The organism is Geodermatophilus telluris, from assembly GCF_900102745.1.
In the GTDB taxonomy this organism is placed as follows: Bacteria; Actinomycetota; Actinomycetes; order Mycobacteriales; family Geodermatophilaceae; genus Geodermatophilus; species Geodermatophilus telluris.
On sequence record NZ_FMZF01000004.1, the window covers coordinates 506,727 to 523,927 of the forward strand.

Annotated in this window: 13 protein-coding genes and 1 tRNA gene; 7 read left to right on the forward strand and 7 right to left on the reverse strand. The window is 76.8% G+C overall.

Going from position 1 to position 17,201, the window contains the following annotated elements:
- Positions 1–69: 69 nt before the first annotated feature.
- Positions 70–1,113, reverse strand: coding sequence for an LLM class flavin-dependent oxidoreductase (locus BLQ97_RS15720; protein ID WP_091366913.1), 1,044 nt, complete (start codon positions 1,111–1,113; stop codon positions 70–72).
- Positions 1,114–1,245: 132 nt separating this feature from the next.
- Between BLQ97_RS15720 and BLQ97_RS15725 the strand changes: the two genes are divergently transcribed.
- On the forward strand, positions 1,246–3,222 hold the full coding sequence (locus BLQ97_RS15725; protein ID WP_245692232.1) for a putative bifunctional diguanylate cyclase/phosphodiesterase: 1,977 nt from the start codon (positions 1,246–1,248) through the stop codon (positions 3,220–3,222).
- A gap of 3 nt (positions 3,223–3,225) precedes the next feature.
- Here the strand turns inward: BLQ97_RS15725 and BLQ97_RS15730 are convergent, their stop codons facing one another.
- Positions 3,226–4,014: an SGNH/GDSL hydrolase family protein gene (locus BLQ97_RS15730; RefSeq protein WP_091366914.1), complete on the reverse strand. Its 789-nt coding sequence runs from the start codon at positions 4,012–4,014 to the stop codon at positions 3,226–3,228.
- A 99-nt stretch (positions 4,015–4,113) separates the two neighbouring features.
- Complete coding sequence (locus tag BLQ97_RS15735) at positions 4,114–5,535, reverse strand: dihydrolipoyl dehydrogenase family protein (RefSeq protein ID WP_245692235.1); 1,422 nt, start codon at positions 5,533–5,535, stop codon at positions 4,114–4,116.
- A 36-nt stretch (positions 5,536–5,571) separates the two neighbouring features.
- Between BLQ97_RS15735 and BLQ97_RS15740 the strand changes: the two genes are divergently transcribed.
- Positions 5,572–6,063, forward strand: a complete 492-nt coding sequence (locus BLQ97_RS15740) for a flavin reductase family protein (protein ID WP_091366916.1) — start codon at positions 5,572–5,574, stop codon at positions 6,061–6,063.
- 88 nt (positions 6,064–6,151) lie between these two features.
- The gene (locus BLQ97_RS15745; protein WP_091366917.1) at positions 6,152–8,755 is read left to right on the forward strand and encodes a bifunctional FO biosynthesis protein CofGH; all 2,604 of its coding nucleotides are present in this window, start codon (positions 6,152–6,154) and stop codon (positions 8,753–8,755) included.
- A 126-nt stretch (positions 8,756–8,881) separates the two neighbouring features.
- Here the strand turns inward: BLQ97_RS15745 and BLQ97_RS15750 are convergent, their stop codons facing one another.
- Positions 8,882–9,700 carry an alpha/beta hydrolase gene (locus BLQ97_RS15750; protein WP_245692238.1) on the reverse strand — a complete coding sequence of 273 codons (819 nt, stop codon included), beginning with the start codon at positions 9,698–9,700 and terminating at the stop codon, positions 8,882–8,884.
- A gap of 137 nt (positions 9,701–9,837) precedes the next feature.
- On the opposite strand from BLQ97_RS15750, the gene BLQ97_RS15755 reads away from it, so the two are divergent.
- Both BLQ97_RS15755 and BLQ97_RS15760 read left to right on the forward strand, forming a co-directional pair.
- Entirely contained in the window at positions 9,838–10,170 is a 333-nt protein-coding gene (locus tag BLQ97_RS15755) for a hypothetical protein (protein WP_091366918.1), read from the forward strand.
- A gap of 18 nt (positions 10,171–10,188) precedes the next feature.
- Complete coding sequence (locus BLQ97_RS15760; protein WP_091366919.1) at positions 10,189–11,211, forward strand: NADPH:quinone reductase; 1,023 nt, start codon at positions 10,189–10,191, stop codon at positions 11,209–11,211.
- 4 nt (positions 11,212–11,215) lie between these two features.
- On the opposite strand, the gene BLQ97_RS15765 is transcribed toward BLQ97_RS15760, so the two are convergent.
- Together BLQ97_RS15765 and BLQ97_RS15770 are read right to left on the reverse strand one after the other, a co-directional pair.
- Positions 11,216–13,045 carry a hypothetical protein gene (locus tag BLQ97_RS15765; protein WP_091366920.1) on the reverse strand — a complete coding sequence of 610 codons (1,830 nt, stop codon included), beginning with the start codon at positions 13,043–13,045 and terminating at the stop codon, positions 11,216–11,218.
- 102 nt (positions 13,046–13,147) lie between these two features.
- A complete protein-coding gene (locus tag BLQ97_RS15770) occupies positions 13,148–14,398 on the reverse strand; it encodes a hypothetical protein (protein ID WP_245692240.1) in 1,251 nt (416 codons plus the stop codon).
- Between the two features lie 149 nt (positions 14,399–14,547).
- Between BLQ97_RS15770 and orn the strand changes: the two genes are divergently transcribed.
- Complete coding sequence (gene orn, locus BLQ97_RS15775; RefSeq protein ID WP_091366921.1) at positions 14,548–15,237, forward strand: oligoribonuclease; 690 nt, start codon at positions 14,548–14,550, stop codon at positions 15,235–15,237.
- Positions 15,238–15,295: 58 nt separating this feature from the next.
- Positions 15,296–15,371, forward strand: a tRNA-His gene (locus BLQ97_RS15780).
- Positions 15,372–15,515: 144 nt separating this feature from the next.
- Here the strand turns inward: BLQ97_RS15780 and BLQ97_RS15785 are convergent.
- The gene (locus BLQ97_RS15785) at positions 15,516–17,078 is read right to left on the reverse strand and encodes a GNAT family N-acetyltransferase (protein ID WP_245692243.1); all 1,563 of its coding nucleotides are present in this window, start codon (positions 17,076–17,078) and stop codon (positions 15,516–15,518) included.
- Between the last annotated feature and the right edge of the window lie 123 nt (positions 17,079–17,201).

The window sequence follows — 17,201 nt, forward strand, 5'->3', positions numbered from 1 at the left end:
GACCCCGGGCGCCACGCAGGACGAGCGGCCCAGGACCCACCCGGGTCCTGGGCCGCTCGCGCGCGTCGGTCAGCGCGAGCCGGCGGGCACCCAGCCGATCGCCGGAGCGACGTGCCGGGCGACGTTCTCCAGCAGGGCCGCGTTGTACTCGACACCGAGCATGTTGGGCACGGTGAGCAGCAGGGTGTCGGCCTCGCGGACGGCGGCGTCCTTGGCCAGCTCCTCGGCCAGCTGGTCGGGCTCGCCGACGTAGCTCTTGCCGAAGCGGGCGCGCACGCCCTCCAGCAGCCCCACCTGGTCCTCGCCGGAGCGCTCGCCGAAGTAGGCGCGGTCGAGGTCGGTGACCACCGGGACGACGCTGCGGCTCACCGACACCCGCGGCTCGCGGTCCCACCCGGCCTCGGCCCACGCGGCGCGGAACCGGGCGATCTGCTCGGCCTGCAGCTCGTCGAAGGGCACGCCGGTGTCCTCCACCAGCAGCGTGGAGCTCATCAGGTTCATCCCCTGACGGGCCGCCCACTCCCCCGTCGCCCGGGTGCCCGCACCCCACCAGACCCGGTCGGCCAGGCCCGGTGACTGCGGCTGCACGGCGAGCCGGCCGCGCGTGCCGCCGGTCATCCCGGGGTCGGCGTCGACGACCGTCGCCCCGCGGACGGCGGCGAGGAACAGCGCCGTCTTCTCGCGCGCCAGGTCGGCGTCCGAGGAGCCCTCCGGCGGCACGTAGCCGAAGGCCTCCGAGCCGCGCAGCGCCGTCTCCGGGGAGCCGCGGCTCACCCCGAGCTGCAGCCGGCCGCCGCTGAGCAGGTCGGTGGCCGCGGCCTCCTCGGCCATGTAGAGCGGGTTCTCGTAGCGCATGTCGACCACACCGGTGCCGACCTCGATCCGCGAGGTCCGCGCGGCCATGGCAGCCAGCAGCGGGAACGGCGAGGCGAGCTGGCGGGCGAAGTGGTGCACGCGCACGAAGGCGCCGTCGAGCCCGAGCTCCTCGGCGGCCACCGCGAGCTCGACGCTCTGCACCAGGGCGTCGCGCGCGGTGCGCACCTGCGAGCCGGCGATCGGCTGCCAGTGCCCGAACGACAGGAACCCGATCCGCTTGTCCGTGCCAGGAGTCACGTCCCCACCAGCGCGCCCGACGGGGCGGGTGTTCCCGGTGGGACGGTCTCATCACCCGGTGTGACCGGTTGACCACGACATTCCGGGCACGGGTTCCGTCACTCCCGGCGCGCGGTCGGCCACCCTGTCCGGGTGACTCTCAGCGCCCCCCACGTGCCGAGCCCCCGGGACGACCGGCCCGGGCAGCCCAGCGGCCCGGCGGGGACGAGGCTGCGGGCCATCGACACGCTGCTGGCCGACCGCGGCCAGCTCTTCCGTGCGCTGTTCCTGTCCTCGCCCGTCCCCCAGGCCCTCGTCGACCTCGACGGCCGGCTGCTCGTGGTCAACGACGCGCTGTGCGCGATGGCCGGCCGCGGCGTCGACGACATGGTCGGCCGGCACGTCGACCTGCTCGCCCACCCCGACGAGGCCCCCGTGCCCGAGGGCGGGACCGGCGCCGTGCCCGGCCTCGACCCGTGGCTGCGCCAGGACGGCGAGCGCCGCCTGCGCCGCGCCGACGGCAGCGAGCTGTGGGTGCAGCAGTCGCACGACGTGGTGCACCGCAGCACCGGGGAGCCGCAGTTCGTCGTCCTGTCGCTGGTCGACGTCACCGACCGCCGCCGCGCCGAGGAGGACCTGGTCCGCCGGGCGTTCACCGACCCGCTGACCGGGCTGCCCAACCGCCGCGCGCTCACCGACCGGCTCAACCACGCGCTGGCGCTCTCCCGCCGCCGCGGCCTGCAGGTCGGCCTGGTGCACCTCGACCTCGACCGGTTCCAGGCGGTCAACGACACCCTCGGCACCGAGGCCGGCGACCAGCTGCTCAGCCAGGTCGCCGACCGGCTGCGCTGGAGCACCCGCGTCGAGGACACCGCCGTCCGGCTGGGCGCCGACGAGTTCCTCATCCTCGCCGAGGACGTCGAGGACCTCGACGGGCTGCGCGCGCTGGCCGACCGGCTGCTCGCCGTCCTCGACGACCCGTTCCAGCTCGGCGGCCGGGAGATCGTGCTGTCGGCCAGCGTCGGCCTGACGATGGGCTCCGACGTCGCCCCCGACGACCTGCTGCGCCAGGCGCACAACGCGCTGACCCGCGCCAAGCGGGACGGCAGCCGGGCCCGCATCGAGGTGCACGACGGCGGCCTGACCGACGACGAGGTGGACCTGCTGCAGCTGGAGACCGACCTGCGCCGGGCGCTGGACGGCGACGAGCTGCGGCTGTTCTACCAGCCGATCGTCTCCCTGGCCGACGAGACGCTGCTGGGCTACGAGGCGCTCATCCGCTGGCAGCACCCCACCCGCGGGCTGCTCCCGCCCGGCGCCTTCCTCGACGCCGCCGAGAACAACCGGCTCACCTCCCGGCTCGGCGCGTGGGTGCTGCACCAGGCGTGCAACGACGCCGCCGGCTGGCCGGCCGGGCTGCGCGTGCACGTCAACGTCTCCGCCCGGCACCTGGCCGAGCCCGGCTTCAGCGACCTGGTCGCCGCCGCGCTGGACGGGTCCGGGCTGCCGCCGGAGCGGCTGGAGCTGGAGATCACCGAGTCGACGGCGCTGTTCGCCGCCGAGGCCACCCTGCAGGCGGTGTCGGAGGTGACCGAGCGCGGCGTGACGCTGGCCCTCGACGACTTCGGCACCGGCTACTCGGCGATCACCGCGCTGCACCGGCTGCCCATCCACACCGTCAAGATCGACCGCTCCTTCGTCGCCGACGTCGTCACCCAGCCTTCCACCGCCGCGCTCGTGCAGGGGCTGCTGCAGCTCGGCCGGGGCATGGGCCTGCAGGTGATCGCCGAGGGCATCGAGGACCTCGACCAGGCCGACTGGCTGCGCCGGCACGGCTGCGCGATGGCCCAGGGCTACGCCTTCGGCCGGCCCGCGCCGCTGCCCAGCCGCACCGGCGCGCGGACGGCCGAGGCGCTGGTCGAGCGGGCCGCCGAGGAGGCCGCCGCCGTCCTAGAGGCGGTCACCGGCGAGCTCGAGGCCGTGCGGGACGACGTCCGCGGGCTCCCGGCCGGCGCCGACGGCATCGACCTCTTCCCGCTCGAGGACACCGTGCCGCCGCCCTCGCCGCGGCCGTTCCTCAAGGTCGTCGACGACGACCCGCCCACCGGCGAGGGCCGCCGCCGCCTCTGACCGTCAGGGGAGCGCCAGCGGCACCGGGCGCTTGGGTGCCCGGCCGTCACCGGAGGAGCGCCCGCGCACCCGCCGGGCGACCCACGGTGCGACGAAGCCGCGCACCCAGGCGGCCTCCTCGGCCAGCGCCGCCCGCAGCGCCCGCGGCGGCGCCGGCGGCAGGGGGGTGCGCCAGCCGCCGTCGTCGGCGACCGGGACACCCAGCGCCGCGGCCGCGGCCAGGGCCGTGCGCCGGTGGCCCTCCGCGGTGAGGTGGATGCGGTCGCCGTCCCACAGCCGCCAGTCCAGCAGCCAGTCGGCGCCCCACTGGTCGAGGACGACGGCGCCGTGCCGCGCCGCGATCGACCACAGCGAGGCGTTGAACACCGCCACCCGGCCGCGGGTGCGCCGGATGATCGGCGTCAGCCGCGGGTCGACACCGGTGGCCAGCAGCACGTCGGCGCCGTCGGCCCGGAACCCGGCCACCGCCTCCTCCAGCGCGGCCGCCAGCCGGTCGGGGTCGGCGCCGGGCCGCAGCAGGTCGTTGCCGCCGGCCACCAGGCTGACCAGGTCGGGCCGCGCGGCGCGGGCCACGGGCACCTGCTCGGCGAGCACCTGGTGCAGCAGCCGGCCGCGGATGGCCAGGTTGGCGTACTCCAGGCCGGGACCGGCGGCGGCGAGGTGGTCGGCGAGCCGGTCGGCCCAGCCGCGGAACTCACCGGGGCGGTCGGGGTCGGCGTCGGCCAGCCCCTCGGTGAAGGAGTCGCCGAGGGCGACGTAGCGCCGCCAGGAGGAACGGGACGGTGCGGGCACGGCTCCACTCCAGCACGCCCTCGGTGACGTGCTGGAACGGCCCCCCTGCAGGGTCCCGTCGCGAGCGGAGCGAGTGGCGGGGGGCAGGGGGGTCCTTCGTCAGCCGCGCCAGGCCTCGAGCAGCCGCAGCCAGATCTCGCTGACGGTCGGGTAGGCCGGGACCGCGTGCCACAGCCGCGCGATCGGCACCTCCCCGACGACGGCGACCGTGGCCGCGTGCAGCAGCTCGGCCACCGCGGGGCCGACGAAGGTGACCCCGAGCAGCACCTCCCGCCGCGTGTCGACGACGGCGATCGCGGTGCCCTCGTAGCCGTCGGCGAACAGCGAGGCGCCGGCCACCGAGCCGATCGGGTGCTCGACCACCCGGTGCGGCAGGCCCCGCTCCCGGGCCTGCGCGCTGGTCAGCCCGACGCTGGCCACCTGCGGGAGGGTGAACACGACCGAGGGCGTGGCGGCGTGGTCGGCGGTGGCCGCGTGCGGCGACCAGTCGGCGCCGGAGACCTCCTCGCCGCGGGCGCGGGCGACGATCGCCGCCCCGGCCTGGCGCGCCTGGTACTTGCCCATGTGGGTGAGCTGCCGGCGGCCGTTGACGTCACCGACGCCGTAGAGCCAGGACAGCCCGCGCACCTGCAGCGTGTCGTCGACGTCGAGGTACTCCCCCGGCTCCAGACCCACGGTGTCCACGCCGATCGCGGTGGTGCGCGCCCGCCGGCCGACGGCCACGAGCACCTCGTCGCCGCGCACCTCCCCGCCGTCGACGGTGAGCACCACCTCGTCGCCGTCGCGGCGGGCGGCGCTCACGTGCGCGCCGAGGCGGACGTCGACGCCGTGGTCGCGCAGCGAGGCGGCCACCGCGTCGCCGGCCTGCGGCTCGGCGGCGGGCAGCAGCCGGTCGCCGCGCTGGAAGAGGGTGACCTGCGAGCCGAGCGCGTTCCAGGCGAAGGACATCTCGCAGCCGACGTAGCCGCCGCCGACGACCAGCAGCCGGCGCGGTGCCTCCTTGGCGCTCGTGGCCTCACGCGGCGTCCACGGCTGCACGTCGGGCAGCCCGTCGACCGGCGGCACCGCGGCCTCCGACCCGGTGCACACCGCGACGGCGTGCCGGGCGGTCAGCCGCGTCGTCGCGCCGTCGGGGCCGGTGACGACCACGGTCCGCTCGCCGTCGAGCCGGGCGGTGCCGCGCAGCAGGCCGATGCCGGCGCCCTCCACCCAGCCGACCTGGCTGCTGTCGTCCCAGTCGTGGGTGAAGGAGTCGCGGCGCTCGAGGGTCGCGGCCACGTCCTGCTCGCCGGTGACGGCGGCCGCGGCGCCCTGCACCGCCCGCGCCTCCTCGAGGGCCTCGGTGCCGCGCAGCAGGGCCTTGCTCGGCATGCACGCGTAGTAGGAGCACTCGCCTCCGACGAGGTGCTCCTCCACCAGCACCGCCGACAGGCCGCCGCGGACGACGACGTCGGCGACGTTCTCCCCGGTCGACCCGGCCCCCAGCACGACGACGTCGTAGGTCTGCTCTGCGCTGCTCACCCGGCCCATCCTGCTCGGTGTGGTCGACTGGCGGCCATGTCCGTGTCGCCCGCCGACTTCGCCGCCGCGCTGCGCCACCACCCCGCCGGGGTGGCGCTGATGACCGTCCGCGACGACACCGACGACGTCGGGACCACGGTCACCTCGGTGATGAGCGTCTCTGCCGACCCGCCGCTGGTCGCCGTGGGACTGGCCGCGGACGGCTACCCCGCCGAGGTGCTGGAGGCGGTCGGGTCGTGCGCGCTCACCGTGCTGGCCGCCGGGCAGGCGATCCTGGCCAGCCGGTTCTCTTCCGCGGGGCGGCCGGGCGCCCGGCACCTGCTGGAGTCGGTGCCGTGGTCGCGGGCGCCGGGCAGCGACGCGATCGTCCTCGACGGCGGCGTCGTCGGGCTGGACTGCCGGCTCGACCGGCTGGTGCCGGCCGGCGACCACGTGCTGGCGCTGCTGGCCGTCGTCGGCGTCCCGGTGCTGCGGGAGGACGCTGCGCCCCTGCTCCGCCTCCGCGGCCGCTACGTCGACGCCACGTAGCCGCGGGCGGTCGGCCCCCTGGCAGGGGCCCGGCGCGAGCGGAGCGAGGGCTGGGGGCGGGAGGGTCCGTCTACTAGCGTCGCGGGTGATGAGCGAGCCGCAGACCCCCGTGCCGTCCGCGCTCCGGCGCGCCCTCGCCCGCGCCGAGCGGGGTGTGACCCTCGACGCCGGCGAGGCCGAGGTGCTGCTGTCGGCGCGCGGCCTGGCCGACGGCGAGCCGCTGGACCGGTTGCTGACCGCCGCCTCCCGGGTGCGCGACGCCGGGCTGGCCAGCGCCGGGCGGCCCGGGGTGGTGACCTACAGCCGCAAGGTGTTCATCCCGCTCACCCACCTGTGCCGCGACCGCTGCCACTACTGCACGTTCGTCACCACCCCCGGGCAGCTGCGCCGGGAGGGCAAGGCGCCGTTCCTCTCCCCCGACGAGGTGCTGCAGATCGCCCGCGACGGTGCCGCGCTGGGCTGCAAGGAGGCGCTGTTCACCCTGGGCGACCGCCCGGAGGACCGCTGGCCGGTCGCGCGCGAGTGGCTGGAGGCCCACGGCTTCGACTCCACCCTGGCCTACCTGCGGGCCATGGCGGTCCGGGTGCTGGAGGAGACCGGGCTGCTGCCGCACCTCAACCCCGGCGTCCTGACGTGGGAGGAGGTGCAGCGGCTCAAGCCGGTGTCGGCGTCGATGGGGATGATGCTCGAGACGACCGCGACCCGGCTGTGGTCGCAGCCCGGAGGCCCGCACTTCGGCTCCCCCGACAAGGAGCCGGCCGTGCGGCTGCGGGTGCTGGAGGACGCCGGCCGCTCCGCCGTCCCGTTCACCACCGGCGTGCTGCTGGGCATCGGCGAGACGCCGGCCGAGCGGGTCGAGGCGATCCTGGCGATCCGCGCCGCGCACCAGCGGCACGGGCACGTGCAGGAGGTCATCGTCCAGAACTTCCGCGCCAAGCCGCGCACCGCGATGGCCGCGCACGACGACCTCGCGCTGCAGGAGTACGCGGCCGCGGTCGCCGTCACCCGGCTGCTGCTCGGGCCGCGGATGCGGGTGCAGGCCCCGCCGAACCTGTCGGACTCCACCGAGCTGGGCCTGCTGCTGCGCGCCGGCGTCGACGACTGGGGCGGCGTCAGCCCGCTGACGCCCGACCACGTCAACCCCGAGCGCCCGTGGCCGAACACCGACAAGCTCGCGGCGCTGTCCGCCGAGGGCGGGTTCACCCTGCGCGAGCGGCTGGCCGCCCAGCCGCGCTACGTGCTCGAGCCCGAGCCGTGGCTCGACCCGCGGGTGCGCCCGCACGTGGCCGCCCTCGCCGGGCCCGACGGGCTGGCCGTCGAGGAGCGGGTCCCGGCCGGGCTGCCGTGGCAGGAGCCCGACGAGGCGTGGGTGTCCACCGGGCGCACCGACCTGCACGTCGAGGTCGACACCGTGGGGCGCAGCAGCGACCGGCGCAGCGACTTCGACGCCGTCTACGGCGACTGGGCCGACCTGCGCGAGCGCACCACGGCCGCCCGCGACGGGCACTCCACCGCGCTCGCCGTCGGCGACCCCGAGGTGCACGCCGCCCTGCGCCGCGCGGAGGCCGACCCGGCCGGCCTGTCGGACGCGCAGTACCTGGCGCTGCTGGGCGCCGACGGTGCCGACCTCGAGGCGCTGTGCGCGCTGGCCGACGCCGTCCGCCGCGACACCGTGGGCGACGACGTCACCTACGTGGTCAACCGGAACGTCAACTTCACCAACGTCTGCTACACCGGGTGCCGGTTCTGCGCCTTCGCCCAGCGGCGCACCGACGCCGACGCGTACACGCTCTCGCTCGCCGAGGTCGGCGACCGCGTCGACCAGGCCTGGGCCGCGGGCGCCACCGAGATCTGCATGCAGGGCGGCATCCACCCCGACCTGCCCGGCACCGCCTACCTCGACCTGATCGCCGAGGTGAAGCGCCGCGCACCGGACATCCACCTGCACGCGTTCAGCCCCATGGAGATCGTCAACGCCGCCGCCCGCACCGGGCTGTCGTTCGCCGACTTCCTCACCGCGGCGCGGGAGGCCGGGCTCGACAGCGTCCCGGGCACCGCGGCGGAGATCCTCGACGACGACGTCCGCTGGGTGCTCACCAAGGGCAAGCTGCCCGCTGCGACCTGGCTGGAGATCATCGGCACCGCGCACCGGGTCGGCCTGCCGACGACGTCGACGATGATGTACGGCCACGTCGACACCCCCGCCCACTGGGTGGCGCACCTGCGCACGGTCGCCGCCCAGCAGGACGCCACCGGCGGGTTCACCGAGTTCGTTCTGCTGCCCTTCGTGCACCACAACGCGCCGATCTACCTGGCCGGCGTCGCCCGCCCCGGGCCCACGGTCCGGGAGAACCGGGCGGTGCACGCCGTCGCCCGGCTGCTGCTGCACGGCCGGATCGCCAACGTGCAGACCTCGTGGGTCAAGCTCGCCGAGGCCGGCACCAGGGCGGTCCTGCAGGGCGGGGCGAACGACCTCGGCGGCACCCTGATGGAGGAGACGATCAGCCGGATGGCCGGCAGCGAGAACGGCTCGCTGAAGACCATCGCCGAGCTGGAGGCCATCGCGGCGTCCATCGGCCGGCCCGCCCGGCAGCGGACCACCGACTACGGCACCCCGACCGACGAGCGGCTGCGCACCGCCCGATCCGAGGAGGGCCGCCGCCGGCTCACGCTGTCCGTCTCACCGGCCTGAGGGACGGCGGACGGCGGTCCTCCCGCGGTCGGTCGTGCTCTGCCCACCAGGTGTGGGCAGAGCACGACCGCGCGCGGACCTCCCCCGCCCCGGCCGCCGGCTCCGCGACCAGGGGGGCGTCCTCGCTCAGCCGCCGCGGGCGAGCTCGACGACGGCCGCGACCAGTTGCTCGCCGTCGAGCAGCACCGCGTCGTTGTGATCGGCGCCGGGCACCTCGACCAGGCGGTGCAGGTCCGCGGCCGCGTCGGCGACGGCGCGGCTCTGCTCCGGCGGCACGACCGTGTCCCGGGTGCCGAGGACGACCGTGGTCGGCACCCGGACGGCGGCGATCCGCTCGGCCACCGGGTAGCGGTCGCGCAGCAGCGCCCGGACCGGCAGGAACGGGTAGTGCACCTCACCCACCGCGGCGAGGTCGACGAACGGCGAGCGGAGCACCAGCCCGGCCGGCGGGTGCTCGGCGGCCAGCTCGGTCACCACCGCCGCGCCGAGGCTCTCGCCGAGGTAGACCAGCCGCCCGGGCGGGACCCCGGCGTCCGCCACCAGGTGGTGGCGGGCGGCCCGCACGTCCAGCGCCAGGCCGGCCTCGCTCGGGCTCCCCGGGTTGCCGCCGTAGCCGCGGTAGTCGAACAGCAGCACCGACAGCCCCTCGGCGTACAGCGCCCGCGCCAGCGGGGCCCGCAGCCCGCGGTGGCCGCCGTTGCCGTTGGCGACCAGCACCGCCGGGGCGTCGGGATCGGCCGCGGGCAGGTACCAGGCGGCCAGCTCCAGGTCGTCGGCGGTGGTCAGCGTGACGTCGCGGGCGCCGGGCAGCGCCGCGGCCGCGGTCCCGACCGGCCCGGCACCGGGCAGGTACACCAGCCGGCGCTGCAGTGCCCACAGCAGGCCCACGACGACGCTCACCACCAGCACGGCGACCAGGGCCGCCCTCCCCAGCCGGTGCCGCACCGCCCGATCATCCCGTGGCGGCGGCACCGGGTAACGGTTCGGCCGCGGCACGGACCGTCGGCGCCGCGGCCGGGCCGGGCTGCGGACCATGGCGGCCACCGCCGGTGAGCCTGCGCCGGCCGACGACGGGAGCCTCCGTGGCCGAGCGCCTGACCCTCCGCAACGTGTACCTCTACCTGGTCTGCCTGGTCACGCTGGTCATCTCGATCTTCGCCACCGTGCAGCTGGTGCAGGGCGTCGTCGGCATCGCCTACCCCGACCCCGGGGTGGGCTACTTCGGCGACCCGACGCTGGACGACGAGGAGGAGCAGCGGCTGGCCGAGCAGTCGCTGGACTCCCAGCGCCGCTACGAGGTGCTCGAGGTCGTCGGCGCCGGGACCACGCTGCTCCTCGCCGGGCCGCTGTACGTCTACCACTGGCGGCGGGTGCAGCGGGAGCGCACCGCCCCCGAGGTCGTGCCGTCCGCCTGAGCGGGGCAAGGTGGCGGGGTGCGTGCCATCAGCTACCGCCGCACCGGCGGTCCCGACGTCCTCGAGCTGGTCGACCTCCCCGTGCCCGATCCCGGCCCCGGCGAGGTGCGGGTCCGGCTGGCGTTCTCCGGGGTGAACCCCACCGACTGGAAGTCCCGCTCCGGTGCCACCGCCGGCGCGCTCGCCGGCGACCACCAAACCCCGAACCAGGACGGCGCGGGCACCGTCGAGGCGGTGGGCCAGGGCGTGGACCCGGCCGTCACCGGCCAGCGGGTGTGGGTGTGGGAGGCGGCCTGGCAGCGGCGCTGGGGCACGGCGGCGGAGTACACCGTCGTGCCCGTGCGGCAGGCGGTGCTGCTGGGCGAGGCCCCCTCCTTCGAGCTCGGCGCGTCGCTGGGCATCCCCTTCCTCACCGCGCACCGCTGCCTCACCCTCGGCGAGGCACTGCCCGACCGGCTGGGCCCCGGTGCGCTCACCGGGCGCACCGTGCTCGTGCAGGGCGGTGCCGGCGCGGTGGGCAACGCCGCGATCCAGCTCGCCCGCTGGGCCGACGCCACCGTCGTCGCCACCGTGAGCAGCCCCCGCAAGGCGCAGCTGGCCGCCGCGGCCGGCGCCTCGCACGTCGTCGACTACCGGCAGCAGGACGTCGTGGCCGAGGTGCGCAAGGTGGCGCCGAAGGGCGTGGACGTGGTGGTGGAGGTGGCACCCGCGGTGAACGCCGCCGTCGACGCGCAGCTGGTGGGCCCGCACGGCGCGGTGGCCGTCTACGCCAACAACGGCGGCGACGAGGTGACGCTGCCGGTGCGCACGCACATGAGCGCGAACGCGCAGTGGCACTTCGTGCTGGTCTACACCGAGCCGGAGCGGGCCAAGGTGCTCGCCGTCGAGGACGTGGACAGCGCGGTGCTCGACGGCGCGGTGCGGGTCGGCGAGGACGCGGGGCTGCCGCTGCACGTCTACCCGCTGGCGCGGACCGCCGAGGCGCACCGTGCCGTCGAGGAGGGCGCCGTGGGCAAGGTCCTCGTCGACGTCACGGCGTAGCCGGTCAGGGGGTGGGCACCGGCAGCGACAGACCCTCACCGGCGACGACGTCGAGGTCGGCCGCTCCACCGGTGCCGCCCGGGGCCACCCACGCGGTCTCCACGATGGTGACCACGGAGCCCTCGGTGGTGCTGGCGTACTCCGCGCCGGAGAGCTCCGCGGGACCGCCCGGGTAGCTCACCCCCTCGCGCAGCAGGTCGCTGACGTTGCCGCTGCCGTCGCGGTCGGTCAGCGCCCGCAGCGCGCGGGCGCCGGCGGGGTCGCCCATGTCGACGGCGGCGACCGAGACGACGACCGCCCGGCCGCCCACGTCGGTGGACCACAGCGACCGCGACAGGCCCGCGCAGTCGCCGGACTCGAAGAAGTCGGCGACGTCGCCGTAGGCGTTGCCGGTGCAGGTGTGCTCGGTGCGCACCTGCTGGAGCACGTAGCCGCGGCCACCGACGACGCTGCGGTCCCCGGGCTGCGGCGGCGCCGGTTCCGCGGCCGTGGGGGCCGAGCTCGCCACCGCCGGGCTGGTCCCGGCGGCCGCGGCGTCGTCGTCGCCCCCGGTGAGGCCGACCACCCCGGCCACCACCGCGACGACCGCGGCGGCCGCGCCGGCCGCGAGCAGCGCGAGCCGCCGCCGGGCGGCCGGCGAGCGGCGCCGGGGCCCGACCAGCGGGATCGGCGGACCCGGCGGGACCGGCGCGGCCGCCGCGGGAGCGGGCTCGGGCACCGGCGGCGCGTCGGCCCCGAGGTCGCCGAACAGCCCGCCGAGACCGCCGGTCTCGTCGGCGGGCGCCTCGGCGGGCGGCGCGGCGGGGACGGCGACGGGCGCCGGGGCGGGGGCTGCGGCGACCGCCACGGGGGCGGCGGCGGGTGCGGGAGCGGGAGCCGGGACGAGGGCGACGGGCGCGCCCGACTGGGCGGCGGGTGCGGTGAAGCGGGCGGTCCGCGGGTGCGGGGCCGGCGCGGGCCCGGCTGCGGCCGGGGCGGGAGCCGGTACCGGGATCGCGGCCTCCGCCGCGGCCAGGCCGGCCGCCGCCCGGGCCGCGGCCTCCTCGTCGGCGCGGATCGCGGCGGCGGCGACCGCCGCGGCCGCGACCGGGTCGACCAGCGGCACCGCGGCAGGAGCGCTCCCCCCGCCCATCGCCGGGCTGGCCGCCATCGCCGCCGGGGCGAGCAGCTCCCGCTTGCGCAGCACGTAGGGCGAGTAGGGGAACCCCTCGCCGTTGAGCTCCTCGACCGACGGCCCGCGCCCCGGCAGCCCCAGCGCGGTGAGCGCGGCGCGGACGTCGGCGGTGGTCCACAGCCGCGGGTTGTCCACGCCGGCGTAGCGGGCCGAGCGGGCGATGCCGAGCAGCAGCGACCGCGGCTCCAGCAGCGCGACCTGGTCGCCCTCCCCGAGGTCGCCGTCGGCCGGCACGAGGCCGGTGAGGTCGCCCACGAGCACGGTGAGCCGGGCGATCCGGCCGGGCTCGAGACCGGCGCGGCGCAGCCGGACGGCGGCGTCCATGCCGGCCCGCATCAGCCCGTCGAGCGGCGTCGACCCGCCGCCCGCCAGCTGCAGCACCTCGCCGGGACCGGCGCCGGGGCCGATGGTCCAGGACCCCTCGGGGGTCGCGGTGACCACGCCGCTCTGGCGCACCACCTCGACGATGCGCACGACCGCCAGGCCCTCGGGCACGAACAGCACGGCGTCGGAGACCCGTCGCTCCACGGGTCCGTCGACGACGGGGATCGAGGCGACGACGGCGCCGCGGACGGTGCCGCCGCGGTCCCACCGGGTCAGCTCGGCGAAGAGCGCGTGCTCCCCTGCCGTCTGCAGCGGCGCCGGGGTCAGGGCCAGCACGTGGTCCTCCGGGGGGTCGGGTGCAGGGGCGGGCGCCTCGGGGGCGCGAGGGAGCTCGTCGAGGGCCCGGCGGGCCGGCGACGGTGTCGGCCGGAGCCGACGTTACGACATGTGACGGTCCGGTCCCGCCCCTCGACGCGGCGACGCGCCGCCGGGCGCGGACGGGGCGGCGGTGCCGTCGTCCTCGGGGCGCCCGGGCTCGAGCGGCTGTGACCAGCGGGCGAAGGAGGAGCTGCGGGCCACCATGTCCACGCCCGTCCACAGCACGGTGAACCCGACCACGACCAGTCCGGTCGACCACAGGCCGAGGTCCCACGGTGGAAGCAGCCCGGTGTGCTCCTGCAGCGTACCGGCGGCGTAGACCGCGGCCGCGGTGACCGGGGCGGCGGCCCAGCCCGGCACCCGGGAGGTGACCGCCAGGTCGACGCAGACCGCGCCGACGAGCAGGACGAACGGCAGCACCGACGGGGGGAAGTCCAGCGCCACGAGGCCGGCCCACACGACGGCCCGGTAGGCGAGGTAGGCGCCGGCGATCGCGGTGGCGGTCCAGCGCAGGCCGACGACCCGGCGGGCCACCACCAGCGACAGCAGGCCGGCGCAGACCAGCCACGCGGGGTGCACCCAGGAGGGCACGGGCAGCATGAACGTCGTCGGCGTCTGCCCCTGCGCGACGGCGAAGTCGAGCAGCTGCGGCTCGGCCGTCGTCCGCCCCGCCTCGTAGGCGCGCAGCGACAGGACGCCGTACTCCTGGTGCTGGTTGGGGAACAGCACGTTCTCGACGAAGAACAGCCACAGGCCCAGCGAGACGAGGTCGCGCACCCGGCCCGGGGCGGCGTACAGCCACCAGCCGCGGACGGCGCCGGCCAGCATCACCGCCGTGCCGAGGTAGAGCAGCGCGTGGCTGGGGCTCCAGCTGGTGATGTCCAGCCCGTTGACGCGGTGGTTGACGATGTCGACCGGGACGGCCACCAGGAAGGTGCCGATCCCCCACTGCATGAGCCGCAGCGCCCGCCGGTCGACGCCGTAGCCGCTGTAGCTGTGGAACACCACGAGGGCGACGACGACGGCGGTGCCGGCCGAGTTCAGCAGGTGCGGGGGCGCCAGGTCGTCGCGCAGCCACTTGAAGTGCCAGGACACGTCCCACGACGAGCCGAGCATCTTGAGCAGGAAGGCGCCGAGCCACGCGGTGTAGATCCAGCGCAGCTCGGTCTGGCCGGTCGGGCGGCCGGGGCGGCCCGGTGTCATGTAGGCGAGCCACAGCCAGCGCAGCAGCGCGACGGGGTGCCGGAACCCGGCGGCCGGCGAGGACGGCGCCGCTGGCACCGCTCGGGCGGGGACGACGGGTTGCGGCACGGGCACTCCAGGTGTGCGGGGTGGGGCTGCGCCGAGGGTAGCGGCGCGGGCCGCTCCGGCCGACCCCCTGAGTGGCGCCGGTGTGGCGGGTGCGGTAGAGGGCGGTGCCCCGAGGCGGGCGGGACGGACGGGACGTAGGGTCGACCGTCGTGGCGGAGAGCGGCGGGCACCTGGTCTGGATCGACTGCGAGATGACCGGGCTGGACCTCACCCGGGACAAGCTGATCGAGGTCGCGGTGGTCGTGACCGACTCCGAGCTGCGGGTCCTCGACCCGGGCCTGGACCTGGTGATCTCGGCCGACGACGCCGACCTCGAGGGCATGGCCGACGTGGTCACCGAGATGCACGCGAAGTCGGGGCTCACCGACGCCGTGCGCGCCTCGACGCTCACCGTGGCCGAGGCCGAGCAGCAGGTGCTGGCCTACGTGAAGCGGTGGGTGCCCGAGCGGCGCACCGCCCCGCTGTGCGGGAACTCGATCGGCACCGACCGCGGCTTCCTGGCCCGCGACATGCCCGAGCTCGACGACCACCTGCACTACCGGATGATCGACGTCAGCTCGATCAAGGAGCTGGCCCGCCGCTGGTTCCCGCGGGTCTACTTCGCCCAGCCGTCCAAGGGCCTGGCGCACCGGGCGCTGGCCGACATCATCGAGTCGATCCGCGAGCTGGCCTACTACCGGCGGACGCTGTTCGTCGAGGCCCCCGGCCCGTCGACGTCGCAGGCCCAGCGCGCGGCCGGCGAGGTGGTGGGCGGTTTCGCCGACGTCCTCACCGCCGCCGACGCCACCCCGCCGGAGACCGCGGCCGGCGAGGACCCCCCGGCCGCGTCGGGCAGCTGACCGGCTCCGGTATTCTCGTCCCTGCTCCCCGGCGCCGCGCGCTCCGGGCGGGCACGCGGTGGGTGTAGCTCAGCTGGTAGAGCACCAGGTTGTGATCCTGGGTGTCGCGGGTTCGAGCCCCGTCACTCACCCCACGCGGTGGAGGCCCCGGTCAGGCGACTGACCGGGGCCTCCTCGCGCTGCGGGGCACCCACCGGGCCCCGTCCGCGGACCGGGCGGTCCCCTCGAGGTCGAGGGAGGAGTGCCGTCGGTCGCCGCGGTCCGGACCGGACCGGCGGTCAGCGGCGGCGGGTCTCGGGGAGGAGCAGGTCGAGGAAGCGGGCGGCGACGGGCCGCAGGCGGTGGTCGGCGAGGTCGGGCCGCGGGTCGGCCCCGACGAGCACGTGACCGGGTTGCTCGACGTCGGGGACCCGGAGGTCGAGGCCGGCCACCGGGAGACCGAGGGCGGCCGCCGCGCGGACGGCGGCCGCCGCGATCTCCGGGTGCAGCCGGCCGGTGACGTCCTCGACCGTCCCGCCGTCGTCCGTCCCCGGGCGGACGGCGATGCGCTCCCCGGCCGGCGGGACGTCGTCCATCGCCCAGCCGGCCCGGGCGACGGCGGCGGCCGTCTCGTCGTCGAGCGGGAGCCGCGACCGGCCACCGGTGGTGCGGTCCCGGCGCCGGGCGGCCCTGCGGACGAGCGTCGTGAGGTCGGAGACGCCGTCGCCGACCACCGCGGCCGGCCGGCGCACCCCGGCGGCGACCACCTCGGCGTCGATGACGACGACCCGCACGTCCTCGCCGGGAGGCGGGGCGCCGTCGAGGACGCGGACCCCGGCGCCGGCCGCCACCCGGCGGGCGACGCGCTGGTCCTCGCAGCGGCCCAGCGCGACGGCCGAGGTCAGCTCGGGGAGCGACCCGCACGTCAGCACGCTGCGGGCGCCCAGGGTGAACCGCACCTCGCCGCGGTCGGCGTCGGTCACCTCGACCCGCACGCCCCGGCGCAGCGCCTCGTCGGCGAGCAGCCGCGCACCGGCGCCGAGCCGGTCGAGCCCGGGCGGGGCGGGGGTGAACAGCGGCGCGTTCACCGCGTTGCGGCACTTGACCACGAGCGCCGGCACCGGGCGGAAGCCCAGCTTCCGGTACAGCGCGATGGCCGGCGCGTTGTCGTGCAGCACGGAGAGGTCGAGGTAGCTGCGGCCCCGGGCGAGGTAGCGCTCGGCGAGCACCCGGACCAGCGCCTCCCCCGTGCCGGGCGGAGCCTCCTCCGGGTGCGCGGCCAGGCACCACAGGCTGCTGCCACCCTCGGGGTCGCCGAACGCCCGGACGTGGTCGACACCGGTGACCGTGCCCACCACCCGCCCGGAGCGCCGGTCCTCCGCCACCAGGTAGCGGACCGTCCGGGTCGAGTGGTTGTGCCACACGGTGGCCGGGTCCCCAGGGACCATGCCGGCGAGCCGGACGATGCGCTCGACCTCCGCGACGTCGTCCGGGCAGGTCACCGTGCGCACGAAGACGTCGGGGATCAGCTCCCGGCGCGGCCGGTAGCGGTGCAGGTCGAGCCGGAAGGTCAGCGAGGGGTCGAGGAACAGGTCCGCGGGCGCAAGCCCGACCAGCACCTGGGGGTCGCGCGGGTAGACGCAGATGTCCCGGCGGCCGTCCGCCTCGTCGCGCAGCGTCCCGACCAGCCGCCGGGGGTCGGCGAACGTCTGGCCGAACACCAGCCGGCCCCACCCGAGGTCCAGGACCGCATCGGTGTCCATGCCGCGCAGCTGGTGCTGCGACGGCGGCTGCCGGGGGGTGCCGGTGATCGTCGGGACGGCGGCCAGCGGCCGCCGCCGCGACTCAGACCGCGCGACCACGGCGTGCCCGTCCGTCCCGCGCGGGAACCGACGCGGAGGAGGGCGGACGGGACCTGCTGTGCCACACGACGTGTCGCCACCCGGAGTCGAGCCCGGCTCGCGAGGCGGCGTCTCTGCACCCGG